Source organism: Paraburkholderia sp. D15 (assembly GCF_029910215.1).
GTDB lineage: Bacteria > Pseudomonadota > Gammaproteobacteria > Burkholderiales > Burkholderiaceae > Paraburkholderia.
Genome location: NZ_CP110396.1, coordinates 968,119 through 991,714, shown reverse-complemented (window position 1 = coordinate 991,714; position 23,596 = coordinate 968,119). Strand labels below are relative to the sequence as shown.

The following is a 23,596-nucleotide window of genomic DNA, read 5'->3' as shown; positions in this document are numbered from 1 at the left end:
CGGATCGCCGCTCTATGTGGAGCATCCGATCATGAGATGACGGCGACCATTCGTGAGAATGCTCAATTCAACTCGGCTCGCTTGCGCGTGACACGATAGCGCATCTGGCCGTTGCTGAATTTCCCGACGGTCGTCTCGAGCCACTTCCCGTCGGCGGACAGGCTTTCGTCCCAGTTGGCAATCTCCACCAGCTTGCCGCCTTCATAGTGGAAGGTTTGCGACGAATGGCTGCAGCAACTATTGCGTTGCGCCGATGTAATGAGCTTGTGACGCACATCTATATCGATCTGCGACATGTCGGACAGGGTCTTGTCGAACACGAAACGCTTCGTCTTCGGATCGAAGAGAAAGAAATTGGATGTACTGTTCGGACCTGCGCCGCCCGAAGTGCCAGCGATCGTCAGATCGGGGTAGCCGTCGAAATTGGCGTCGACGAGTTCGAGACTCGTAGCGGTATCGCTCGTCGATATGTCGGTGTAGAAGTCGCGGATCACTTGCACGCGTGTGTCGCTGACGCGATCGAGTACTTCGATGGCGACCGGCACGACGGAGTCGGCATCGCCTTCCGAAGCAGCAAAGGCGACGCGAAAGCGGAACTGTTTTGTTGCCGCCTGCTGATCGACCCATTTGAGATCTTCGAGATCGTCGCGATCGATCCAGCCGCGCGTAGGGGTGCCGTTCCCGTCGAAGCGCTCGACCTGATCCCATTGCGAACCGGCTGAGACGACTGCGACGTAGCTGCCGGCAGCCAGATCGGTGTGTGACGCGCTGCGCTGGTTGTCCGAGAAAAATGGCACGCTTTTGGTCAGATACAGCATGCCCTGGTAGTCACGCGGCGTCGCGAGTTCGAAGCGGTCGCTGTGATGCGTAATCTCGTACCACGGATGCGAGCTGCCGAAAACGGCGTCGGCGCAACTCGGCGTGGCGGTGCAGGTTGCGGCTTCTGCCGGCGTCGCCTTGCGTTGCGGCGGCGTGCTTTCCGTTCGCAGGTACTTCCGGTCTGTGCCCCAACTGACCGTGAATGCATTCGCCGTCCATTTGAATGCCGCTTCGTCGCCGGAAATGTTGGTTCGACAGAAAGGCTGCGATTCGGAGTACTCGTTCCAGTCGGGAAACGCATAGGCCGGGCAGAGCTTGTTTGGGCTGTTGACGTCGTAGTGATAGTCCTTGTCGACGAGGAACAGCACGCGGTTTTGCGTGCGATCCGGATCACGCGTGACGACGGCGTAAGTGACCTTGGCCGTTGGCGGCATCGCGCGCTCGAACTTGTCTTCGTCGCGTTCGCCGTAGCTTGCTGGTTGCGCGTTCGGCGCATCGAGGTAGCCACTCGGGTCGAGCTTATAGATGCCGGGTTCGAGTAGCCCGGTGGCGGCGCTGGCCGGAACCGTCGCGGCGAGAAAAGGGAATGCAAGGAGAAGCGCAAGGATCGTGGACTTCACGGCGTCGGGTCGTTCATTGGAATGGCTGATGATTCTAATGGGTCCGACGCTGAAAGTAGCGCTTTCTCGCAACGGCTCCTTATCTCTGTCGAGAGCCGGCCGGCCGCCGGGCGCGTGATTTACCGAGTATCTTCACGTCGCCGGAGGCAAGCGCCGGACTTGCGATTTCGCCTCGTTGCATGCGCGACAGCACGCGCTTCGCATTGGTCTTGCAATCGATCTCCGCGGGCTTGGCTTCGATTTCGGCGATCAACGAAACGATATGTGTCTTACTCTGTGCGAGACGCGCTTCGAGTGCCTCGATTTCCTGAACCTTCAATCGCAGCGTTTCCAGCAGTGCGCCATGCGCCCAATTGGCCGGGTCGGGCGGCATCAACGCGGTGATTTCTTCGAGACTGAAACCGGCCTTCTGCGCGTTGGCGACCAGGTCGAGCACCAGCACGGTTTCGGCGGGATAGCTCCGGTAGCCGTTCGGTTCGCGCTGAACCGTCTTCAGCAGACCGATACGCTCGTAAAAGCGGATTCGCGACGCGGTCAAGCCGGTGCGTTCCGAGAGTTCGCCGATCTTCATGTTCCCGAGACTCCCATTGTGACTATCGAATCGCATTGAATTGTTGCGCGTGCATTCGCCGGCATTTTCTTTACACCCGCTCGAAGCGCATGCCGGCGTGCTGGACGAGACGCGCGATAAAGCGATCGTCGAATAGCGTGGCCGGTGTCCAGAAGCCGCCGGCGCGTCCCACTTTCATGCCGTCCCTGACGTGGTCCAGCGCCAGACTGACCGCTGCCTGGCCGAGTATCTTGCCCGTCGAGCCGTAGCCCGGATCGCGGTCGCCGGTCACTTTCACGCGCAGCGTGCGGCCGTCGTCAGCTTTGCCGAAGAAGCGAAGATCGTAGCGCCCGGCCAGTTGTGCCTCGGGGCTGGGGCCCTCGCTCGGTTTGGGCAACAGGAAGCGTTCCATGGCGGCACGCACGGGCCCAATCACGATCCCCAGCATGAACGCGCCAAGACCGGCCACGACGGTCACGGCATTCACGCGACCTCTGAAACCGGACCCGGTCAACATCGCTTCGTCGTAGAGGAACTGGCCGCCGTACGCATTGGCGGCCAGCGCATTGGAGCGATGCACGACGCGCTCGTTGACGGCGGCCATCACGAACGGCGCGATCCAGCCGCTGAAATCCGGATCGAAGCGGGCCGCCTTGACCGCGTGTTGGCGCGCCGTGAAGCCGTGATCCGGCGGACACAGCGCATAAGGATTCGCCAGCGATTTACGCAATGCGGCATCCGCTGCCGCTTCCTTGACGATGTTGATCATGCTAGCGACGGTGCCGCCCGACACGCCCCCTTTAAGCGTCTTCACGCGCATCTTGATGCGGGTGGCCGGTACGCCCCATTCGTTTCGCGCATGTTGCTGAAGAAAGTAGACGCCCATGTCGGACGGTACCGAATCGAATCCGCAGCAGTGAACGATGCGGGCGCCGGACTGTCTGGCAGTGGGCTCGTACTTCTCGATCATCCGTTTGATCCAGGGCGTCTCGCCGGTGAGGTCGCAATAGTCCGTGCCGGTTTCAGCGCAAACCTTGATCAAGGGCTCGCCATACAACGCATAGGGACCGACCGTGGAAACGACCACGCGAGTCTGCTCGCACATGGAGCGCAACTGGCTTTCGTTCTCCGCGTCGGCCACGATGACCGGCACATTCTGCCCCGCGGGCCCTAACGAGCGCTTCAGGCTCGTGAGTTTGCTTTCGGATCGGCCGGCAAGGGCCCATCGCATCGTTTCCGTGTGTGCCGACAGATACTCGACCAGGTAGCGGGTAAGAATCTGCCCGACAAAGCTGGTGGCGCCAAACACGACGAGGTCATAGTCCGGAGCGTTCATAAGATCCTTTATTGGCGAGGTTTGCGCAGACGCCTGTTTACCTGGACAGTGCCCGCGAAACATACTTTAAGGTTGAACTCAACTTTAAGGTCAAGCATTGATTCGCGAAAGGCGATTCCATGCTTCTCATCGGCGCGTGAAGCGAGGGTTTACCTTAGGCAGCGAGCCCCATCGTGACGCGCTTGACATTGAACTTAACTTCAAACTTAGAGTGTGTGACACGATCAATCGAGGTACTTGCCATGAACGTGTTCGACACACTGCTTCTCCCCAATGGTTCGATCATTCCGAACCGCATTGCAAAAGCTGCCATGGAAGAAAACATGGCGGACGCCGATCAGGCACCGTCGGAAAAGTTAATGCGTCTCTACGCAGCCTGGGCGGAAGGCGGCGCGGGTCTACTGATCACGGGCAACGTGATGGTCGACAGCCGGGCGATGACGGGTCCCGGCGGCGTCGTGCTGGAAGACGACGCACAGTTGGAGAAATTTAGCCGCTGGGCGCGGACCGGCCGGGCGAAAGGCGCTCAGTTCTGGCTGCAGATCAATCATCCCGGACGACAGATGCGCGCCAATCTCGGGCAACCCACCTGGGCGCCTTCGGCGATTCCGCTCGATCTGGGCAGGATGTCGAAACACTTCGACACGCCGCAAGCAATGACGCGTGAAATCATCGACGACGTCATCGTGCGTTTCGCCCGCACCGCGCGACTCGGCGAACAGGCCGGTTTTTCCGGCGTCGAAATTCACGCGGCTCACGGTTATCTGCTGAGTCAGTTTCTGTCTCCGCTGACGAACCGCAGAACGGACGAGTGGGGCGGTTCATTGGAGAATCGCGCGCGTCTGCTGCTGGAGATCATCAAGGCGGTGCGCGCCGTGGTATCGCCCGAGTTCTCGGTGGCGGTGAAACTCAATTCCGCCGACTTCCAGCGCGGTGGTTTCACGGCCGACGACGCGAAACAGGTGGTGCAACTGCTCAACGGCCTGAGCGTCGACCTGGTCGAACTTTCGGGCGGCAGCTACGAAGCGCCTGCCATGCAGGGCGAAGCTCGTGATGGCCGCACGCTGGCCCGCGAAGCCTACTTTGTGGAATTCGCCCGCGAAATCCGCAAGATCGCCGCGATGCCGGTCATGGTCACGGGCGGCGTCCGTCGTCGCCAGGTTGCCGAGCAGGTGGTGAAAAGCGGCGTGGAGATGGTCGGGATCGGTACGGCTCTCGCCATCGATCCCAACTTGCCGAGAGCGTGGCAGGCAGGTAAGGACGTGGTCCCCGAACTCGCACCGATCACCTGGAAGAACAAGGCGCTGGCATCGCTCGCCAACATGGCGGCCGTCAAATTCCAGCTAGGCAAACTCAGCCTCGGACGCACCACCAATCCGACGGTCTCACCGCTGCGCGCGCTGATTTTGCAGCAGAGCGCCAACGCGTGCCGCACGCGTCAATACCGGCGCTCGATGGCGCGGCGCGCAATCGGGTGATCTCGGGAAAAACCCACGGATTCCCGCGAATGCGTGCGCGTAATGACCGAGTATTAGCTTGCTGTACCCAGATAGGCCGCTTTCAATACGGCGGCGTCGAGCTTCACCATCTTCATCATGGCCTGGGCGACGCGCGCCGCTTTTTCCGGATCGGGATCGGCCATCATCTGGATCTGTTCGCTCGGGATAATCTGCCACGAAACGCCGAAGCGGTCCTTCAGCCAGCCGCATGCTTCAGGGGCGCCCCCACCTTCGAGAAGCGCGTCCCAATAGCGGTCGAGTTCTTCCTGGCTGTCGCAATAGACCATCAGCGAGATGGCGTGATTGAAGCTGTCGGGACCGCTCGAACTCATCGCAATGAAGGGTTGGCCGCACAGCACGAACTCGACGAGCCGGGTGGCGCCGGCACTCGGCACCGGGGTCACGCGCGTCACGCGTGAGTCGGGAAAAATTCCCGCGTAGAACGCTGCCGCTTCCTCGGCCTGCGTGGCATACCAGAGAAAAGGCGTGATCTTTTGAATCGCCATGGCAAATCTCCTGTCAATGTGAACGTATTGCGGAGGCAAATCATGTGCCGCCATTCAAACGACGAAGCAGGGTCCAGAAAATCGACACGTCTTGCACAATTGTTTCATCTTTTTGCGCGCCTCGAAATGAGGCCATGTGCCGTTACGTTACGCAATGCAGCATACGCTCGATCAACGTCAGTACCTCGGGCCGGCTTTCCCCCTTCGCATGTACGAAGTAATACCTGAGTGGCGACGCGACCTCCCGGCGTCCGACGCGCAAAAGATCGCTGCGTGCGAGATAAGCGCCGGCAACCGGCGTGCGCGCGAGCGCCACGCCCAGACCTGCCTCGGCGGCGGCGAGTACCAATGCGTAATCCTCGAAACGCCGGTCCTGCGCGCGTGGCTTGAGTGACATACCTGATGGCTCGAACCAGGCACGCCAGCCGGTGAGATCGGAGTCGTGCAGCAATGGTACGTCGAGTAGCGCGGCGTCCCCATGCCGGCGCATCTGTTTGATAAGGCGTGCGGCGAGCGCGGGATGCGCCACCGGATAAAGGTTTTCCGGCAGGAACGGTTTGACGTCGAGGTGACGCCAATTGCCCCGGCCATAACGGATGGCGAGATCGGCTTGACCTCCCGCGACGTCCACATTGCGATGATCGATATCCAGTTCGATACGCAGCGCCGGTGTTTCGCTCTCCAACGTCGCTTGACGTTCAAAGAACCACAGTTTGGCGAACGCGGGGACCATGCTCAGCTTGACCGATCGTGGACTGCGCGGCGAGCGCCACTGCTGCGCCGCGCTGTCGATGATGCCGAATGCCTGCTCGATCTGATTGACGAAGCGCTGGCCGTCCGGCGTCAATCGCACGCCTCGCGCGTGACGGTCGAATAGCGTCATGCCGAGCCAGTTCTCCACGGCCGCGACGCGCCGGCTGATCGCGCCGTGCGTGAGGCCGGAGAGTTCGGCGGCGGCGAGAAGCGAGCCACTGCGCGCGACCGTGCAGACCGTCTCGAGACTAACGAGCGGAGGACGCGCGTCGAGAACTGCCAACGGCGAGATAGAAGAAGAGGCGGAGTCCGTCGCGCCTGAAACGGCGTTTTGGACATTCCGGCGCGGCGAGGTATGAGCCATAGTCACATCACGACGTTGATCTGTGCGCTAGCTTATCAGGTCGCGACGCGGCAAGATTGCCACATGAATACACTGTCCTCCATGTCGAAACCGCGTGCGTCACGCAATGCCAGACATTCACTTCTGGCCTCGAGCGCGGTTGCCTTCACGATTCTCTCGTGGGCATCCGCTTTTCCATTTATCCACATTGGTCTGCAAGGGTTGACGCCGCTGCAACTGGCGGCGGCGCGTTTCGCCACGGCCGTCTTGCTGGTGTTCGTGTGGCTCGCATGGAAGAAGCCGAGACTGCCCGCGTGGCGCGATGCGATACGTTTCCTGCTGTGCGGTTTTCTTGGTATTGCGCTCTATAACGCGTTGCTCAATAGCGGCGAGAAAACCGTCGCCGCCGGTGCAGCCAGTTTTATCGTCAACACGTTGCCGATCTTCACTGCGGTGCTGGCCGTGATTTTTCTCGGCGAGCGCGTCAACCGTTGGGGATGGCTCGGATCGCTGGCCAGTCTGGCGGGCATCGCGGTGATTGCGAGCGGGCAGCCCGGAGGTCTGACGCTCGGCGCGGGCAGCACGCTGATTCTTGCTGCTGCACTGTGCTCGGCGAGTTACTTTGTCTTGCAGCGGAGCTTGATTCCTACCTATGGCGCACTGACCTGCACCGCATACACGCTGCTGGCGGGTGCGCTTCTGCTGACACCCTGGTTGCCAGGCGCGTTGCATGCGCTCGCGGGCGCATCTCGCTCCACGTTGCCGGCCGTGCTGATGCTCGGCGTGTTCCCCGCCGCGCTCGGATACGCGAGCTGGACTTTTGCGCTTGGCCATTTCGGCGCGGCACGTGCTGCGAATTTTCTTTATCTGACTCCTGCCGTTGCGACGGCTTTGTCGGCCTGGCTCACGGGAGAGCGACCGGGTGTCTCGACCTTGTGCGGCGGGTTGATGGCGATCGGCGGCGTGGTGTTCGTCGCATTGCGTGGGCGGAGTTGAGTTGTCGTTGAGTCGTATGCTTAAGCGCCGCTATCGCCAGCGTCATTGCTGCCGCTTCGCGTAGCAAAGCAAAGTGAAAAGCCGTATCTGTCCTCCATCATTGCGCGCACCGGATCGCATCCTGCACGCACTTGGTGCGCGCACAACCATTTGATGCAACCGTGCGGTGCGTACGTCCCTCCCCTCTAAGCGGCAACTGGCCGTTTCCCGCCAATACCTTTCTTTTGTGACGTTTTTGCAAAGGCATCGGACGAAATCTTCGCGGTGCCCGAGTTCGTTGTGAGCGCGAGACAAGGCGAAATCTTCTCTACCTAAACAATTCGGCGTCGGCTATTTTTGCCGGACTTCGAAATAGCAGTAATGCATAACTTGCCGAAAGCGTCACGCTTTGAGGCTCACGGGAATGGCGGAAACAGCGCGGATTCGTTTCTGCTCGTAGCGGGGTTGGCTCGCGCAGGTGTCTTGCATAGTGATGCTGACGATACTTACGCGAGCGGCCGACATCAACGGGCTTTCGCTCATCACGGAGTGGTCGTCCCTTAATCCAATAAAGTGAACACAGATGAAACTGAACAAGGCCTCGGTAGTTTTCCTCGCGCTCGGCACGCTCGGCGGCGTCGCTCACGCGCAAAGCAGCGTGACCCTGTACGGCATCGTCGATACGGGCATTCTCTTCAACAACAACGTGAAGGAAGCGCATCTGTACGCGCTGTCGCAAGCGACGTCGTCGCGCTTCGGTTTGAAAGGCTCTGAAGATCTGGGCGGCGGTCTGTCGGCCATCTTCACGTTGGAAAACGGCTACACGACGGGTACCGGCGCGCTGGGTCAAGGCGGTCTGCTGTTCGGCCGTAAGGCTTTCGTCGGCTTGAGCAGCAAGGATCTGGGTACGTTCACGGCTGGCCGCCAGTATTCGGTCAGCAACGATCTGACCTCGACGTTCGCGTCGGGCGCGGATTGGGCCGCTTCGGGCCTGGGCTACGGCACGCGCGCTGGCGACGTGGACAACGTGGACACGTCGAACCGCGTCCAGAACTCGCTGAAGTACGTGAGCCCGAACTATCGTGGTCTGCAAGCCGGCGTGATGTACAGCCTCGGCGGCGTGGCGGGTAACTTCTCGCAGAACTCGGTGTTCGACGCAGCGCTCGCGTACACGAACGGCCCGTTGAGCCTCGGTGCCGGCTATACGTTCGTCAAGGATCCGTACTACGCGACGTACGGCAACCAGGGCAACTCGTCGACGCCGTCTTCGGCTGTCACGGGCGCAACCGACAACATGAACAACAAGATCTACGGCGGCTATGCATCGGCTGGTTCGCAGCAGATCATCGTGGCGGGTGGTTCGTATGCAATCGGACCGGCAACCATCGGCCTGCTGTATTCGAACACGCAGTTCCAGAACCTCGGTTCGGTGAATGCGGTCGGCGCGATTCCGGGTACGAAGTACACGGGCGGCACGGCGACGTTCAATTCGGGTGAAGTCAACCTGAAGTATCAGGTCACGCCGGCACTGCAACTGGCCGGCGCGTACATCTACACGCACAACAGCGGCGCGGACAACGTGGGCAGCGCGAAGTACAACCAGTTCAACCTGGGCGCGACCTACGCGTTGTCGAAGCGCACGTCGTTCTACGCGATCGGTTTCTTCGAAACGGCTTCGGGTATCGATTCGACGGGCAAGGCCGCGGTGGCGGATCTGAACGGCAGCAACTACTCGGGTAACAACCACCAGCTGGCAGCGATCGTCGGCATGACGCATCGCTTCTAAGCGCGGCGGTTTCGGGTGAATCACCGGCGGCTTTCGGGCCGCCGGTGACGCGTAGCGATTATTCGCCGCAACGCCCGCCGTTTCCGGTCATGTCGCCTCCTCCCTCACCCCCTCCCACCCCGCAATTCCCGCACACCTTTCCCCAGACGCCGACGCAGCAACGTCCGCAACGTCGCGCCATCGACATAACCGACCTGGGCGGCGATCGCCTCGATATCGAGGCGGCTCGTGCGCAGCAGATGAACGGCGCGCTCCACGCGCAGATCCTGAAAGTACGATAGCGGCGATTTGCCGAGCACCGCTTCGATGCGGCGCTGCAAAGTGCGTGTGCTCGTGGCGAGCGACCCAGCCGCGGCATCCAGCGAAAAGCCCTCGGCCAGCCGGTTCCGCGCCCAGCGCTCGAATCGTTCGACGAGCGGATCGGCACGCGCCAGATGATCCGGAATGATGTACGGCGCCTGCGAAGGCCGTGCATCCACAAGCAGATAGCGGGCGACCACCGACGCCAGTTCAGGACTCTCCTGATTCAACAGCCACAGCGCGAGATCCAGATGACCCATCGCCGCGCCGGCCGTTGCAAAGAGGCCGGAGGGCACAAGCATGCGCGTGCTGTCGAGGCGCACCTCCGGGTAGCGTCGATGAAACAGCGGCGCAAGCCACCATGACGTTGTCGCTTCCTGTCCGTTCAGGAGGCCCGATTCGGCCAGCACGAATGTGCCGATACAGGCGGACGCGATTTTCACGCCGTCCGCGTGTTCCTCGCGCATCAGGGCCATTGCGTCGGCCACATCGCGCCGCGCAAGCGCAGGCACCAGCAGTTCTTCGGTCGTGGCGCCGAGCGCGGGCACGACCAGCCAGTCGGACCGCGTGCGCGCACTGGCCGGTTCGACAGGAACCCGCAGCCCGGACGCTGTCCGCACGTTGCGCCGCATGCCGATCACGCTGATGTCGAAGCGCGGACCGTCGCCGGCATACTGCGCCGCCGCCAGGTTCCGCGCGGTATTGAGCGTGTCGAGCAATACGGAGAGTCCGGTTCCGAATACGCCATCGAGGGCGAGTAGGGTCAGCTTCATGGCGCGAATGATGCGAAAGATGTCATTTACGACAATAGTACGAGTGCCGCTTCATGTCTACAGTGAGGGTCATCGCGCGGCGGTTGTCCGAATCGCGCCAACAACCTCGAGGAGATCGCATGAACGGCCTCAAACAGATGAATCAGGCGGAGCCGTCGAATCGGACCAATCTCGACAACCCGATCTGGGCCGCGCTGACCACGACGCAGGCGCATCTCGGGCAAGGCGATGCGCTCGCCCGTCGCTATTTTTCCGATGTCGCGCCTTTTGCCGCGCTGGCGGGCAATACCCCCGACGCTTATCGCTCGCTGCATCAGCTCTTGCAACCGGGCGAACAGGTGGGTTTGCTGTCGGCGGAGCGTGTGACGCCGATCGACGAACTGCGCGCGATACATGTCGGCGCGCTTCATCAGATGGTGGCGACGCGATCCGGTGCCGGGGAGACTTCCGGGCAGGATGTGATCCGCCTGACCGAAGCGGATGTCGACGACATGCTGGCACTTGTCCAGCAGACCAAACCCGGTCCGTTCGCGAGGCGGACGCGCGAGATGGGGCATTACATCGGCATCCGCGATAACGGCCGACTGATCGCGATGGCGGGCGAGCGGATGCATGTCGATGGCTATGTGGAGATCAGCGCAGTGTGCGTCGACGATGCTTGGCGCGGCAAAGGTCTTGCCGGTCGCCTCATGACGATTCTGCGCAATGAAATCGAACGACGTGGAGAGACGCCGTTTCTGCACGTGCTCGGCGAGAACATCTCGGCGATCGGACTTTATGAGCGTCTGGGTTTTACTTTGCGACGCACGTTCGTGCTGAGTCGCATTGCGCTGAATACCGCTGACGAACAATCTACGGTTACTCGGACATAAGCTGCATCGCGCGTGCATCGACAACGATTTGTCGTCACGTAGAATACCGCGGGCAACCTGCCCACGGAGAGAACCTTGCAGACAGTTTTCAGCAATGCCACGCCCAGCAGTGAGACGCTGCTCGCCATCGTGCGGGCGCAAACGGAGATCGCCAAACTGGGCCTGGATCTGGGCGGCGTGATGAGCTTCGTCGCCGAGCGGGTCCAGCAACTCACGCGCGCCGACGGTGCGGTCGTCGAACTGGCCGAAGGCGATGAGATGGTGTACCGCGCGAGCTCAGGCATTGCCGAAAACCTGCTGGGATTGCGGCTCAAGCGTGACGGCAGCCTCTCGGGTCTGTGCGTGAAAACGGGCGACATTCTGCGTTGCGAGGACTCGGAGACCGATCCGCGCGTCGATCGCGACGCTTGCCGGCGAGTGGGATTGCGTTCGATGATCGTCACGCCGCTCCGGCATATGGACACGACAGTCGGCGTGCTGAAAGTAGTGGGCGCGGCCGCCAATGCCTTCGACGACGACAACATTCGCGCGCTCGAACTGATGTCGGAGCTGATCGCGGCGGCAATGTTTCATGCGGCGAGATATGAAACCAGCGAGCTGTATCTGCTCGCCACGCGCGACGCGTTGACCGGTTTGCCGAACCGCGCGCTGTTCTACGACCGTTTGCGGCAAGCGATTCATCTCGCGCAACGGTCGTCGGAAAGGCTGGGTATTCTGAATCTCGATCTCAACGACTTGAAACCGATCAACGACCGTTTCGGGCATCGCGCGGGCGACGCCGCGCTTAAGGAGGCCGCCGCGCGCATGAACAAGGCGGCGCGGCGCTCGGATACGGTGGCGCGCGTGGGTGGCGACGAGTTCGCCTTCATTCTGCCGGGCATCGGTTCGAAAGCGGATGCGGAGCGGCTAGGCATGCGCGTCGTCGAGCAGATTCGCGAGCCGTTCGAGTTCGAAGGGCGCGCGCTGGATCTGGATATCAGCGTCGGCGCGGCTGTGCTGCCGGATGACGGCGTGGAGATGACGGCGCTGATCGATCGCGCGGACGAAGCGATGTATCAGGCCAAGCGGGCGAGGAAAGAGGGGCGCGTTTAAGGGGCAAGCGACATCTCTTAACGGCTTCCCAACAATCCCTCCTCACGCAATACGCGCTGTACAGCGGGTCGATTCCTGACTCGCTCGTACCACGCCTGCACATTCCCGAGTGAAGTGAAATCGATGTCCGCGTTGTACACCGATTTCATCCACGCCGCCTTTCCCCAGCCGGTCAGTGCAAACAGGTAAGCATCGGCGATCGTGAAGACATCCCCCATCAGGAACTGGCGCCCGGATAGCTGCCGGTCGACCCACGCGAAACGGCTTTCGAGTTTAGGCTTCGCGGTATCGACATATTTCCCTGCCGCGACCGCATACAGCAAAGGAATAAATCCCTTGTGGATTTCCGAAGTCAGAAAGTTGAGCCATTCGAGAAGCCGGTAACGTTCCATGCTGCCGTGAACCGGTGTCAGTTGCGATTCTGGTCGCTGATCGGCCAGATACTGTGCAATCACCGGTCCTTCCCGCAGATAACTGCCGTCGTCGAGTTCGAGCAGCGGTACATAACCCAATTCATTCACCGCGTAGTAATCGGCACCGCCTTCTATCAAATGCTTGCGTGCGTCGACGCTGATCCATTGCGCGTCGATCCCGGTTTCCTCCAGCACGATACGAATGGCCTGCGAACAACTCCCGGTTGCGTGATAAAGCTTCATGAGTTCTTCCTTGATTAAAGCGGAAAGCCGCCGTATTCAGCGCAAGGGTCTACGCGATGGCGGCAACGCGGCTAATATCCGGCAAGCGGGATAAAAAAGGAAGAAGGCAGAATAGTGTGGTGTAGGCACAAAAAATATACCGATGAAGGACGAGTGAATGAAGAACAGTGCAACCGGATGTTCAGTGGAAGAGTCGATGCGTTTGCTCGGCGGACGCTGGCGCTTGCTGCTGGTGTCGTATCTGCTGGACGGCCCGAAACGCTTCAGCGATTTGCGCAGGGACGTGCCCGGTATTTCGCAACGCATGATGACGCTGGATCTGCGCGCGCTCGAACAGGCGGGTCTGATCCAGCGAACGGTCTATGCGGAAGTGCCGGTGAAAGTCGAATACCGGCTCACCGAAGACGGCGAACGGTTAAGGCCCGTCGTCGACGTGATGCAGGAATTCGGCTTGTGGCTCAAGGCGCGACCGGGTTACAACGCGACATCGGCCGGCGATGAAATAGAGGCCACGAGCGAAGCGGACGATTGATCGCGCGCAGTAGAATGCGCGAAACATCCGGAGAGGAGACTGCGCCATGGCAAAAACGACGACCGTAAGAATCGAACAGTTGCGGCCCATGCAAGCCACTGTCGGCATGCTCGAAGTCGATGCGAAGAAAAAACGTCTATTGCAACTGGACGAGAAGGCGCTAAAAACGTTTCTGAAAGCCGCGCCGATTCCCACCGTGATCGGCCGGGGCGACCGTCATTACGTGATCGATCATCATCATCTGGCTCGCGCGTTATGGGACGGTGGCATTACGCGTGCATTCGCCGCCGTCGTCGAGGATCTGTCGAGCCTGTCGGAAGACAAGTTCTGGGACACGGTGATCGAGCGTCAGTGGGTCCATCCGTACGACGAGCACGGCATTCTCCGCGCCATCTCCGCGATCCCGGATGAAGTGTCGGCGCTGGCGGACGATCCCTACCGAAGCCTCGCGGCCTTCGTGCGGGATGCTGGCGGCTACCTCAAAACGCCCGCGCCGTTTGCCGAATTCCAGTGGGCCGCGTTCTATCGCACGCGCGTGCCGATGTGGACGACCGAATACCAGTTCCATGCCGCGGTCGAGCAAGGCGTCCATCTCGCGTCGAGTCCGGATGCGCGTACGTTGCCGGGGTTCAGGAAGCAGGGGCGGAAATAGAGCGGAATGGCTCGACTGCAAGACTGTGCAGTCCGAGTGCCGCTTTTGTCAGCTTTTCGTAGGGCGAATCGGACGGCCGTTGCTCGCGCGCATTCTCAGCCGCCACGCGAAACTCTGCTCAGACAAAATACGCCGACTCGCCGGCATTGATTGCCACCGCACGAACCTGGCGCGCGAGCCGTGTCACAGTGGGATATGAGCGACGTAGCGGGGCACATGATGAAATCGTCCGTTCTAAACGCGCTGGCGGCGATCGCGTCGCTAGGGGCCGTATTTTCTCCGCTCCCGTGCCTGGCGGATGACCTCGACCAGCAACTCGACTGCACATCGAGTCCTCACGAATTCATCGGCGCGCTGCTGGACAGTCAGTCGATCGATCCCAAACCCATGCGCATCGAGGCCAACTCGGTCAATTCGTTCCGCCCGTCGCGCGGCACGCAGCTGAATGCGTTCGGCTTCCACGTTTATGCGGTGTTCGGATACGAGCAGGACGAGCCGATGTTCAAGCAGGGCAGCGGTCAGCCGGTCAAACCGTCGACGTATGGCGTGGTCGTGAGAGCGGCGGCGGCGTCGGTCGAGGCCAGCGTGCGCCGCGCGGGCAGCGGCGCGACGGTTCACGAGGTCATTCCGTTTCTGCTCACCGCCGTTTATTGCAACGGACATTGAGGTACGCTGCGTCGTCTCTCCGTGACCACTTACATCGCTGCCCTTCATTCACTCAACCGCAAGCCGGCTTCGCCTTCTTGCACGCATCTTCGAGCTGCGGCGGCGGATCCTTCTTGAACACCGTCTTGTACGATTCAAGCACGTTCGACTGCACCACCGGCAGCGACTGCACGCCGATCCACGCAGGCGGCGTCTGCCCGATCAGCGCCTTCATCATCGCCATGGCTTCGGCCACGCCCTGATCGTAAGGGCGTTGCGAACCGGTCGCCTTCAGCGGGCCGCCCTTGGCGATCTCGATCGCCGATTGCAGACCCAGATCGACCGTCGTCACCGGAATGTTCACTCCTTGCGCGCGCATCGACGTCAGCGTATCCAGCGCCGGCTGATCCCACACCGCGAATAATCCCTTCACGTCCGGATTGCCGGTGAGAAAGTCCCCGGCGATCTGACCGACTTTCGACGGATCGGTGAAGTCCACCTGTTTGATTTTCAGATCCGGGCGGTTCTTCTTCATCCAGTCGTTCACCGCCTTGGTGCGTTCCTTCGTGCTGAAGTAATCCACGCCGAAATTCACGAGCCCGATCGTCGATCCTTTCGGTACGCACGACGCGAGTACTTTCGCGGCGATCTGGCCATTGCCCTCGCTATCCGCCGAGATCATCGACGCGTATTGCTCCGGATGCTTCAAGCCGGTCGGCACGTTGTCCATGAACACGAGCTTGATGCCGGCCTCCGACACCTTCTTGTAGGTGGCGGCGGTCGCCGTGCCGTCCACCGGAATCGAAATGATCCCGTCCGGATGGCGTTGAATCGTGTTCTCGATATCGGCGATCTGTTTGTCGACCTGGTATTCGGCCGACGCCGTGCCGATCACTTCCACGCCGTATTTCTTCAACGTGTCGGTAATGCCTTGCACCTGCAATTGCGACCAGTCGAGGTTCATGGTCTGCATCGAAATGCCGACCTTGAATTTACCGGCCTTGATCTTCGCGACATCGGCGGGCGTCAACTGCACCGCATCCACGGAGGCCGCCTTCTCGCCGTTCGGCCCCTGGCCGACGATCGTCTTCGGGCCGATCGAGCCGGCCGGCAGGCTCGTCACGCATTGCGCGTAGGCGCCCGACGACACCACGGCGGCGATTGCCGCCGCCATCACGCTACCCCATACCTTGTTCGAGCCACCACGATGTTGCTTCATGATTCTCCTCCGTTGGTCTTCACGTTTGTATTGCAGCGGTTGGTATTACAGCGACTCTTTTCCGGCAATCGGCGCGTAGGACCTGCGCCAGTCATTTCCTGGTGAACGCCACGGCGGCGACGATGATCGCCCCCTTGATCACCAGTTGCAGCGACGAACTCACGCCCAACAGCACCAGCCCGTTATTCAGCGTGCCGATGATGAGACTGCCGAGCAGCGTACCGAGCACGAAGCCGCGGCCGCCGAACAGGCTGCAGCCGCCGAGCGTCACCGAGGCGATCACGTCGAGTTCAAGCCCTTGCACCACGTCCGGCCGCGCCGCGTGCGAGCGCGCGGACAGCACGAGCGCGGCGACACCGGCCAGCATGCCGGTGAGAATGAAGGCGAGCGTCGTCACGCGGCGCGTGTTGATGCCCGAGTACAGCGCCGCCGTCGGATTGCCGCCGGCCGCATAGATCTGCCGGCCGAACACGCTGTAGTGCAGCAGCAGAATCCCCGCGATCACCGCGAGCACGGTCCAGATGATCGGCACCGGCACACCGGCGATCGTGCCTTCGCCGAAGATCGCGATGAACGAATCGTTGGTGATGATCTCGGGACGCGTCGTCGTGACCATCAGCGCGAGGCCGCGCGCCGCGCTCAGCGTGCCGAGCGTCACGAGGAAAGACGGAATGTTCAGGCGTGTGGTGACCACGCCGTTGATCGCACCGACGATCGCGCCCGTGCCGATGCCCGCAATCGCGCCGATGATCCAGCTATCGCCGAGATGCGACATGGCCAACGCCGCCGACATGCCGGACAGCGCGAGCGTCGAGCCCACCGACAGATCGATCTGCCGCGCGATGATCACGAAGGTCATGCCGATCGCGATGATCGACACGAGCGCGGTCTGCCGCCCGATGTTGAGAAAGTTGTCGATCGAGAGAAACCATGGCGACGCGAAACTGAACACGACCAGCAGAATCGCGAACGCACCGTATAACGCGTACGGCCGATCGCCTTGCAACAGCAATTGCGCAATGCGCCGCGCGCGGCTTTTTTGCGGCAGTGCCGCTTGCCGCTCTGCCGTCAGCGGCGAGACAGATTCATTCATGTTGCGAGGGCTCCGGCGGCGGTCCCGGCAGGGGACTCGAAAGAAGAACGGGACAGTTGAATCAGGTGATGCAAGGCTTCGGCATTCGCGAGTTCCGCGCGCGGCACGGTCTTGACGATGCGCCCGTCCGCCACGATCGAAATGCGGTCGCACAGGCGCAGCAGTTCGTCGAGATCGGACGACACGACCAGCACGCCGGTGCCCGCGCGCGCGGCGTCCTGCACCACGCCGTAGATTTCCTCGCGCGCGCCGACATCGACGCCGACGGTCGGCTCATCGAGCAGCAACAGCTTGGGGCGCGGATGATTCCACTTGGCGAACACCACCTTCTGCTGATTGCCGCCGGAGAGAAACTTGACCGGCGTCGACGAGGCGGCCGCCTTGACCGCGAGTTCCTTCATCGAACGTTTTGCCTGATCGTCGGCGGCCTGGCTGCGCAGCCAGCCCCAGCGCGAAAACCGCGGCAGGCGCGGCAGTGTGAGATTGCGCTCGATCGAATGTTCGAGCACGAGTCCTTCCAGGTGACGGTCTTCCGGCACGAGCGCCACGCCGAGTTGAATCGCGTCGGCGGGCGTCACGCGCGAACGCGGTTGACCGTCGATGTCGAGCGTGCCCGCTGCCACGGCGCGCAAACCGAAAATGGTTTGCAGAATCTCGGTGCGTCCGCTGCCGATCAAACCCGCGAGCCCGTGCACTTCGCCGCGCTCGACAGCAAGATCGACATCGCGGAGCCGGTCGTTGCTCACGCGTGACAGCTTAAGCACCGGGTCACCGCTCACGGCCGGATCATTCGAGGCCGCGCGCGCGGAAGTAGACACCGATGCAGTCGGAGATAACCCCCCGTCGGCCAAGGAACCCGCGGCACTCTTCTCGCGCGCCTGCATCGCCGCATGCTTCGGACCGACGATCGCCGCGACGAGCTGCTTCATATCGGTCTGCGCGGTGTTGAACATGCCGGCGTTGGCGCCGTCGCGAAACACGGTGACGCGCTGCGAAATCCTGAACACTTCATTCAACCGGTGCGTGACGTAAATCACGCCGACGCCGCGATCCGTGACCGCCCGAATCGCGTCGAACAGAATCTGTTCTTCACCGCCGGTCAGCGCGGAAGTGGGCTCGTCGAGAATCAACACGCGCACGTGACCCATCAGCGCCTTGCAGATTTCAGTCATCTGCCGGTACGCAAACGGCAACGCGCCGACCGGCGTTTTCGGATCGAGCGGAATGCCGTGCGAGCGCAGAAATTCGCCGACTTCGGCCATGAGCTGACGGTTCTTCACGAAGCCCAGACGCGTGCGCGGCTCGCGCCCAAGCATCAGATTCGCACCGACCGACAACGATTCGACCAGACTCAGATCCTGATAGACCACCGCGACGCCGGCCTCGCGCGACCGCGCCGGCGAATCGAACGCGACCTTCTGTCCGTCGATTTCGATCACGCCTTCGTCGTACGCATGCACGCCGCTGAGAATCTTGATCAGCGTGGATTTGCCTGCGCCGTTCTCGCCGAGCAGCGCATGCACTTCGCCGGGCCGCACGTCGAGGTCGACGCCGCGCAACGCCTGCACGCCGCCAAACCGCTTGGTGACGCCCGCAACGCGGATCAATGGAACCTGAGGCGAAGACGCGGCCGCGGCGGCAACCGGTTCACTCATCTGGACTGTCTCCTTCGTCGATTCGACGAAATTTTTTCGTTTTGTTCGTTGGTGTCCTGCTGACCGGGCGATGCCGGAATTGTGATGCTCGCACCATGATTTTGATGCGTCAATAACATTCATCGCACGAAAATGGCCTTTATTGGCGGCCCGTGTGAAGATTTGTTCGTCAGGCTTGTTATGATTCTATCAATCGTTGTAGCATAAGTGCGAACAAATTGTCAGCGGCTGTTGTGCGCCGCGCCAAATTCCCGGATGTCTTATGCCTGAAGCTCCTTCGTTGTCTTCATCGGTCGTCGCGCTGCGCGGCGGGCCGCTCGTTCATGCCGTGCGCAATCCCGGAATGCCGTTCGACGCATCGTGGCTCGACGGTTTGCGCGTCAATCAATCGGCGGTGGAACGGCGCACCGCGACGTTGGCCACGCGCCGCACGGTCAAGAAAGATGCGCAGGCGGCGTGGCTGCTGAAGGCGGTCACCTGCATCGACCTGACCACGCTGAATGGCGACGACACCGAAGGCCGCGTGCGTCGTCTGTGCGCGAAAGCGCGTCAACCCGTGCGCGCCGATCTGCTGGAAGCGCTCGGTATCGCGCCGCAAGGCATCACGACCGGCGCGGTGTGCGTGTATCACCGTTTCGTCGCGGCGGCGGTAGATGCGCTCAAGGGCAGCGGCATTCCGGTCGCGGCCGTGTCGACCGGTTTTCCGGCGGGACTGATTCCGCATCCGCTGAAGCTCAAGGAGATCGAGGCGTCGGTCGCCGACGGCGCGATGGAGATCGACATCGTCGTCACGCGCGAATATGTGCTGACCGGCAACTGGCAAGCGCTCTACGACGAAGTGCGCGACTTCCGCGCGGCCTGCGGTCCCGCGCATCTGAAGACGATTCTCGCCACCGGCGACATCCGCACGCTGTCGAACGTTGCGCGCGCATCGATGGTGTGCATGATGGCCGGCGCCGACTTCATCAAGACCTCGACCGGCAAGGAAGGCGTCAACGCGACGCTCGACGTGTCGCTGGTGATGGTGCGGATGATCCGCGAATACCAGGAACGCACCGGCGTGCCGATCGGCTTCAAGCCGGCGGGCGGCGTATCGAACGCCAAAACGGCGCTGTCGTATCAGATCCTGATGAAGGAAGAGCTGGGGCGCCCCTGGCTCGAACCGGACCTGTTCCGGTTCGGCGCATCGAGCCTGCTCGCCGATATCGAACGCCAGCTCGAACATCACGTGAGCGGCCGTTACTCCGCTTTCAACCGTCACCCCGTAGCCTGATAGAAGACCGATCCCATGAGCGTAGCCGAGTATTTTTCATCGATGGAGTACGGTCCCGCACCCGAGGACGATCAACCTGCGCGTGCGTGGCTCGCGCGTCATGAAGCCGGCTTCGGGCACTTCATCGGCGGCGCGTGGCATGCACCCGCGGCGGGCGAACGGTTCGTCTCGCACGCGCCCGCGAGTGGCGACCTGCTCGCCGAAATCGCCCAGGGCGATGCCGCCGACATCGACGCCGCGGTGGCCGCCGCGCGCGCCGCGCAACCCGGCTGGTTCGCGTTGGGCGGCACGGGACGCGCGCGGCATCTGTATGCATTGGCGCGCATGGTGCAACGTCACAGCCGGCTGTTCGCGGTGCTCGAAGCGCTCGACAACGGCAAGCCGATTCGCGAGACGCGCGATATCGACGTGCCGCTGGTCGCGCGTCACTTCCTGCATCACGCGGGTTGGGCGCAACTGCAGGACGCCGAATTCGCCGACTATGCGCCGCTTGGCGTGATCGGCCAGATCGTGCCGTGGAATTTCCCGCTGCTGATGCTCGCGTGGAAGATCGCGCCGGCGCTTGCCACCGGCAACTGCGTCGTGCTGAAGCCGGCCGAGTACACGCCGCTGACCGCGTTGCTGTTCGCCGAACTTGCGCATCAGGCGGGTCTGCCGGCCGGCGTGCTGAACGTCGTCACCGGCGATGGACGCACCGGCGCAGCGCTGGTCGAGCATCCGCGGGTCGACAAGATCGCCTTCACCGGGTCGACAGAAGTGGGCCGGCTGATTCGCACGGCGACCGCGGGCACCGGCAAGTCGCTGACGCTCGAACTGGGCGGCAAGTCGCCGTTCATCGTGTTCGACGACGCCGATCTCGACGGCGCGGTGGAAGGCGTGGTCGACGCGATCTGGTTCAACCAGGGCCAGGTGTGTTGCGCGGGCTCGCGATTGCTCGTGCAGGAAGGCGTCGAAGCGCGTTTCATCGCGAAGCTGAAGCGACGCATGGAGACGTTGCGGGTCGGCACCTCGCTGGACAAGAGCATCGACATCGGCGCGATCGTCGATCCGGTGCAGCGCGAGCGCATCGAGTCGCTGGTGGAAACCGGGCGGCGCGAAGGCTGCGCGATCTGGCAATCGGCCGGTACGGCCATGCCCGCTAACGGCTGTTTCTATCCGCCGACGCTCGTCACCGGCGTCGCGCCGTCGTCCACGCTCGCGCAGGAAGAAATCTTCGGCCCGGTGCTGGTGACAATGAGCTTTCGCACGCCCGACGAAGCCGTTGCGCTCGCCAACAATTCGCGCTACGGGCTGGCCGCGAGCGTGTGGAGCGAAACCATCGGCCGCGCACTGGATGTCGCGCCGAAACTCGCATGCGGCGTGGTGTGGATCAACGCGACGAACCTGTTCGACGCGGCGGTCGGCTTCGGCGGTTATCGCGAGTCGGGTTATGGCCGCGAAGGCGGACGTGAGGGCATCTACGAATATCTGAAACCGCGCGACTGGCTCAACCTTGGCAAGCGTCAGCCGGCTTTGCGCGTGGCGGGCGGAAGCGGGATCGAAGTGGAAACGGCCACGCACGGCGCGCTGATCGATCGCACGGCGAAGCTTTTTATCGGCGGCAAACAGGCACGTCCCGACAGCGGCTATTCGCTGCCGGTTCACGCGCCGGACGGCACGCTGGTCGGCGAAGTCGGCGAGGGTAATCGCAAGGACATCCGCAACGCGGTCGAAGCGGCACGCGCCGCGCACAAGTGGTCGCAGGCGAGCGCGCACAACCGCGCGCAGGTGCTGTTCTATCTCGCGGAAAACCTCGCGATTCGCGCGGACGAATTCGCGCGTCAGCTCGTCGCGCGCAACGGCGCGACGGAAAACGCGGCGCGCGCGGAAGTCGATGCGGCCGTCACGCGGCTCTTCACGTACGCGGCGTGGGCCGACAAGTTCGACGGCGCGGTGCATGCGCCGCCGTTGCGCGGCGTGGCGCTGGCCATGCACGAACCGCTCGGCGTGATCGGCGTGGCCTGTCCGGACGAAGCGCCGCTGCTCGGTTTCGTGTCGCTGATCGCGCCCGCGCTGGCGATGGGCAATCGGGTGGTGGTGCTGCCGAGCGCGACCTGCCCGTTGACCGTCACCGACTTCTATCAGGTGGCCGAGACGTCCGATGTACCCGGCGGCGTGCTGAACATCGTCACCGGCGAACGCGCCGCGTTGCTGCCGGCGCTCGCGCGGCACGACGATGTCGACGCGCTCTGGTGCTTCGGCAGCGAAGCGGATTCGACGCTGGTGGAGCGCGAATCGGTCGGCAATCTGAAGCGGACCTTCGTCGATCACGGCCGTCAATTCGACTGGCTGGGCCGCTCGAGCGAAGGCCGTCCGTTCCTGCGCCAGGCCGTGCAGGTGAAGAACATCTGGATACCGTACGGCGACTGATGGACCTCTCGATCCATTAGCGTCCGCGAAAAGTCTGAACGACCTGCACGCCAACCAGAAACTGGAGGAGACAACGTGCTGAAGCATCTGGACCTGCAATACGACAATGCCGTGCATCGCGCGCGACCGGTATCGGCATGCGTTGCTCGAAACACGCCGCCCGCGCAACGGAGCGACGCATGAGCGATCCGAACCATACTCACCATGCCGGCGCTTCGAGCGGCCGGCGCGGCCGCGTCGTCATTCTCGGCATCTACGTCACCGATCTGACGTTTCGCGCCGAACGCATGCCGCTGATCGGCGAAACGATCGCGGGTTCGGCGTTCGCGATGGGGCCCGGCGGCAAGGGCTCGAATCAGGCCGTGGCCGCCGCGCGCGCCGGCGCCGAGGTGGTGTTCTGCACCCGCATCGGCAACGACGCGTTCGGCGAGATCGCCCGCGCGACGTGGGCGAAGGAGGGCATTACGGCACGCGCGTCGGTGGTCGACGGGGTATCGACCGGCGCGGCCCACATCTTCGTCGACGACACCAGCGGCATGAACGCGATCATCGTCGCGTCGGGCGCGGCCGGCACGATGAGCGCCGCCGATGTCGATGCGATCGAGGCCGACATTGCCGCCGCGCAGGTCTTCGTCACGCAACTGGAGCAACCGCTGCCCGCCGCGCGTCGCGGACTCGAAGTGGCGCGGCGGCACGGCGTCACGACCGTGTTCAATCCGGCGCCCGCGATGCCCCTCGACGACAGCCTCTTTCCGCTGTGCGACTACATCACCCCGAACGAAACCGAAGCGACCGCGCTGACCGGCGTGCCGATCGCCAATGCCGACGACGCGCGCCGCGCCGCCGATGTGCTGCTCGCCAAGGGCGTCGGCACGGCGATCGTGACGCTCGGCGAAGCGGGCGCGCTGCTGCATTCGGCGAGCCAATCCATTCTCGTGCCGGCCTATCGCTGCGGCCGCGTGGTGGAAACCGCCGGCGCGGGCGACGGCTTCACCGGCGGTTTCGCGGCGGCGCTGGCGCGCGGCGACGACCCGATCGCCGCGCTGCGTTTCGGCTGCGCGCTGGCGGGCATTTCGGTCACGCGTGCGGGCACGGCGCCTTCCATGCCGACGCTCGACGAAGTGAATCGTGTGTTGAGCGAGCCGGTGGATGTATCGCAGGCATCCTGAGCGACGCCGGACCCGAATCGCGTGGTCCGGTAGTGAAGCGGCTTGATAAAGCGGGTTTGTGAAGCAAGG

Annotated in this window: 21 protein-coding genes; 11 read left to right on the top strand and 10 right to left on the bottom strand. The window is 62.5% G+C overall.

Features of this window, described 5'->3' with window-relative positions:
- Positions 1-62 precede the first annotated feature (62 nt).
- From LFL96_RS24220 to LFL96_RS24210, 3 genes are all read right to left on the bottom strand, one after another.
- Entirely contained in the window at positions 63-1,439 is a 1,377-nt protein-coding gene (locus LFL96_RS24220; RefSeq protein WP_281003234.1) for a hypothetical protein, read from the bottom strand.
- Positions 1,440-1,518: 79 nt separating this feature from the next.
- Positions 1,519-2,010, bottom strand: coding sequence for a MerR family transcriptional regulator (locus tag LFL96_RS24215; protein ID WP_281003233.1), 492 nt, complete (start codon positions 2,008-2,010; stop codon positions 1,519-1,521).
- Positions 2,011-2,080: 70 nt separating this feature from the next.
- Positions 2,081-3,325 carry a saccharopine dehydrogenase NADP-binding domain-containing protein gene (locus LFL96_RS24210; RefSeq protein ID WP_281003232.1) on the bottom strand — a complete coding sequence of 415 codons (1,245 nt, stop codon included), beginning with the start codon at positions 3,323-3,325 and terminating at the stop codon, positions 2,081-2,083.
- Between the two features lie 242 nt (positions 3,326-3,567).
- Between LFL96_RS24210 and LFL96_RS24205 the strand changes: the two genes are divergently transcribed.
- Positions 3,568-4,803 carry an NADH:flavin oxidoreductase/NADH oxidase family protein gene (locus LFL96_RS24205; protein WP_281003850.1) on the top strand — a complete coding sequence of 412 codons (1,236 nt, stop codon included), beginning with the start codon at positions 3,568-3,570 and terminating at the stop codon, positions 4,801-4,803.
- A gap of 53 nt (positions 4,804-4,856) precedes the next feature.
- On the opposite strand, the gene LFL96_RS24200 is transcribed toward LFL96_RS24205, so the two are convergent.
- Complete coding sequence (locus tag LFL96_RS24200; protein ID WP_281003231.1) at positions 4,857-5,330, bottom strand: VOC family protein; 474 nt, start codon at positions 5,328-5,330, stop codon at positions 4,857-4,859.
- A gap of 142 nt (positions 5,331-5,472) precedes the next feature.
- Positions 5,473-6,447, bottom strand: coding sequence for a LysR substrate-binding domain-containing protein (locus LFL96_RS24195; protein WP_348638442.1), 975 nt, complete (start codon positions 6,445-6,447; stop codon positions 5,473-5,475).
- A gap of 63 nt (positions 6,448-6,510) precedes the next feature.
- Here LFL96_RS24195 and LFL96_RS24190 point away from each other — a divergent pair, with 63 nt between their 5' ends.
- Positions 6,511-7,422, top strand: coding sequence for a DMT family transporter (locus LFL96_RS24190; RefSeq protein ID WP_281003229.1), 912 nt, complete (start codon positions 6,511-6,513; stop codon positions 7,420-7,422).
- A 562-nt stretch (positions 7,423-7,984) separates the two neighbouring features.
- The gene (locus LFL96_RS24185; protein ID WP_281003228.1) at positions 7,985-9,187 is read left to right on the top strand and encodes a porin; all 1,203 of its coding nucleotides are present in this window, start codon (positions 7,985-7,987) and stop codon (positions 9,185-9,187) included.
- Between the two features lie 104 nt (positions 9,188-9,291).
- Here the strand turns inward: LFL96_RS24185 and LFL96_RS24180 are convergent, their stop codons facing one another.
- Positions 9,292-10,260, bottom strand: coding sequence for a helix-turn-helix domain-containing protein (locus LFL96_RS24180; RefSeq protein ID WP_281003227.1), 969 nt, complete (start codon positions 10,258-10,260; stop codon positions 9,292-9,294).
- A 137-nt stretch (positions 10,261-10,397) separates the two neighbouring features.
- Here LFL96_RS24180 and LFL96_RS24175 point away from each other — a divergent pair, with 137 nt between their 5' ends.
- Entirely contained in the window at positions 10,398-11,132 is a 735-nt protein-coding gene (locus tag LFL96_RS24175; RefSeq protein WP_281003849.1) for a GNAT family N-acetyltransferase, read from the top strand.
- A 75-nt stretch (positions 11,133-11,207) separates the two neighbouring features.
- Entirely contained in the window at positions 11,208-12,224 is a 1,017-nt protein-coding gene (locus LFL96_RS24170; RefSeq protein ID WP_281003226.1) for a sensor domain-containing diguanylate cyclase, read from the top strand.
- Positions 12,225-12,241: 17 nt separating this feature from the next.
- On the opposite strand, the gene LFL96_RS24165 is transcribed toward LFL96_RS24170, so the two are convergent.
- Positions 12,242-12,880: a glutathione binding-like protein gene (locus LFL96_RS24165; RefSeq protein WP_281003225.1), complete on the bottom strand. Its 639-nt coding sequence runs from the start codon at positions 12,878-12,880 to the stop codon at positions 12,242-12,244.
- A gap of 157 nt (positions 12,881-13,037) precedes the next feature.
- On the opposite strand from LFL96_RS24165, the gene LFL96_RS24160 reads away from it, so the two are divergent.
- From LFL96_RS24160 to LFL96_RS24150, 3 genes are all read left to right on the top strand, one after another.
- A complete protein-coding gene (locus tag LFL96_RS24160; protein ID WP_281003224.1) occupies positions 13,038-13,412 on the top strand; it encodes a helix-turn-helix domain-containing protein in 375 nt (124 codons plus the stop codon).
- Positions 13,413-13,458: 46 nt separating this feature from the next.
- Positions 13,459-14,064: a ParB/Srx family N-terminal domain-containing protein gene (locus LFL96_RS24155; RefSeq protein ID WP_281003223.1), complete on the top strand. Its 606-nt coding sequence runs from the start codon at positions 13,459-13,461 to the stop codon at positions 14,062-14,064.
- 216 nt (positions 14,065-14,280) lie between these two features.
- Positions 14,281-14,730: a hypothetical protein gene (locus LFL96_RS24150; protein WP_348638441.1), complete on the top strand. Its 450-nt coding sequence runs from the start codon at positions 14,281-14,283 to the stop codon at positions 14,728-14,730.
- Positions 14,731-14,782: 52 nt separating this feature from the next.
- Here LFL96_RS24150 and LFL96_RS24145 read toward each other — a convergent pair whose 3' ends face one another.
- From LFL96_RS24145 to LFL96_RS24135, 3 genes are all read right to left on the bottom strand, one after another.
- Complete coding sequence (locus tag LFL96_RS24145; RefSeq protein ID WP_281003222.1) at positions 14,783-15,928, bottom strand: substrate-binding domain-containing protein; 1,146 nt, start codon at positions 15,926-15,928, stop codon at positions 14,783-14,785.
- Between the two features lie 91 nt (positions 15,929-16,019).
- The gene (locus LFL96_RS24140) at positions 16,020-17,021 is read right to left on the bottom strand and encodes an ABC transporter permease (RefSeq protein WP_281003221.1); all 1,002 of its coding nucleotides are present in this window, start codon (positions 17,019-17,021) and stop codon (positions 16,020-16,022) included.
- The gene (locus LFL96_RS24135) at positions 17,018-18,676 is read right to left on the bottom strand and encodes a sugar ABC transporter ATP-binding protein (RefSeq protein WP_281003220.1); all 1,659 of its coding nucleotides are present in this window, start codon (positions 18,674-18,676) and stop codon (positions 17,018-17,020) included. Before LFL96_RS24135 ends, LFL96_RS24140 begins: the two co-directional genes overlap by 4 nt.
- Before the next feature lie 262 nt (positions 18,677-18,938).
- Between LFL96_RS24135 and deoC the strand changes: the two genes are divergently transcribed.
- The 3 genes from deoC to rbsK all read left to right on the top strand — a co-directional run bounded on the left by deoC (position 18,939) and on the right by rbsK (position 23,527).
- Positions 18,939-19,949 (top strand): deoxyribose-phosphate aldolase, encoded by a 1,011-nt coding sequence (gene deoC, locus LFL96_RS24130; protein WP_281003219.1) that lies wholly within the window; start codon positions 18,939-18,941, stop codon positions 19,947-19,949.
- 15 nt (positions 19,950-19,964) lie between these two features.
- The gene (locus LFL96_RS24125; protein WP_281003218.1) at positions 19,965-22,358 is read left to right on the top strand and encodes an aldehyde dehydrogenase family protein; all 2,394 of its coding nucleotides are present in this window, start codon (positions 19,965-19,967) and stop codon (positions 22,356-22,358) included.
- A gap of 179 nt (positions 22,359-22,537) precedes the next feature.
- A complete protein-coding gene (gene rbsK, locus LFL96_RS24120) occupies positions 22,538-23,527 on the top strand; it encodes a ribokinase (RefSeq protein WP_281003217.1) in 990 nt (329 codons plus the stop codon).
- Positions 23,528-23,596: the final 69 nt, after the last annotated feature.

Excerpts from the sequence above, each read along its gene's own strand:
- LFL96_RS24215 (WP_281003233.1), bottom strand. The coding sequence starts at position 2,010 with ATGAAGATCGGCGAACTCTCGGAACGCACCGGCTTGACCGCGTCGCGA.
- LFL96_RS24210 (WP_281003232.1), bottom strand. The coding sequence starts at position 3,325 with ATGAACGCTCCGGACTATGACCTCGTCGTGTTTGGCGCCACCAGCTTT.
- LFL96_RS24205 (WP_281003850.1), top strand. The coding sequence starts at position 3,568 with ATGAACGTGTTCGACACACTGCTTCTCCCCAATGGTTCGATCATTCCG.
- LFL96_RS24200 (WP_281003231.1), bottom strand. The coding sequence starts at position 5,330 with ATGGCGATTCAAAAGATCACGCCTTTTCTCTGGTATGCCACGCAGGCC.
- LFL96_RS24195 (WP_348638442.1), bottom strand. The coding sequence starts at position 6,447 with ATGGCTCATACCTCGCCGCGCCGGAATGTCCAAAACGCCGTTTCAGGC.
- LFL96_RS24190 (WP_281003229.1), top strand. The coding sequence starts at position 6,511 with ATGAATACACTGTCCTCCATGTCGAAACCGCGTGCGTCACGCAATGCC.
- LFL96_RS24185 (WP_281003228.1), top strand. The coding sequence starts at position 7,985 with ATGAAACTGAACAAGGCCTCGGTAGTTTTCCTCGCGCTCGGCACGCTC.
- LFL96_RS24180 (WP_281003227.1), bottom strand. The coding sequence starts at position 10,260 with ATGAAGCTGACCCTACTCGCCCTCGATGGCGTATTCGGAACCGGACTC.
- LFL96_RS24175 (WP_281003849.1), top strand. The coding sequence starts at position 10,398 with ATGAATCAGGCGGAGCCGTCGAATCGGACCAATCTCGACAACCCGATC.
- LFL96_RS24165 (WP_281003225.1), bottom strand. The coding sequence starts at position 12,880 with ATGAAGCTTTATCACGCAACCGGGAGTTGTTCGCAGGCCATTCGTATC.
- LFL96_RS24160 (WP_281003224.1), top strand. The coding sequence starts at position 13,038 with ATGAAGAACAGTGCAACCGGATGTTCAGTGGAAGAGTCGATGCGTTTG.
- LFL96_RS24155 (WP_281003223.1), top strand. The coding sequence starts at position 13,459 with ATGGCAAAAACGACGACCGTAAGAATCGAACAGTTGCGGCCCATGCAA.
- LFL96_RS24150 (WP_348638441.1), top strand. The coding sequence starts at position 14,281 with ATGATGAAATCGTCCGTTCTAAACGCGCTGGCGGCGATCGCGTCGCTA.
- LFL96_RS24145 (WP_281003222.1), bottom strand. The coding sequence starts at position 15,928 with ATGAAGCAACATCGTGGTGGCTCGAACAAGGTATGGGGTAGCGTGATG.
- LFL96_RS24140 (WP_281003221.1), bottom strand. The coding sequence starts at position 17,021 with ATGAATGAATCTGTCTCGCCGCTGACGGCAGAGCGGCAAGCGGCACTG.
- LFL96_RS24135 (WP_281003220.1), bottom strand. The coding sequence starts at position 18,676 with ATGAGTGAACCGGTTGCCGCCGCGGCCGCGTCTTCGCCTCAGGTTCCA.
- deoC (WP_281003219.1), top strand. The coding sequence starts at position 18,939 with ATGCCTGAAGCTCCTTCGTTGTCTTCATCGGTCGTCGCGCTGCGCGGC.
- LFL96_RS24125 (WP_281003218.1), top strand. The coding sequence starts at position 19,965 with ATGAGCGTAGCCGAGTATTTTTCATCGATGGAGTACGGTCCCGCACCC.
- rbsK (WP_281003217.1), top strand. The coding sequence starts at position 22,538 with ATGAGCGATCCGAACCATACTCACCATGCCGGCGCTTCGAGCGGCCGG.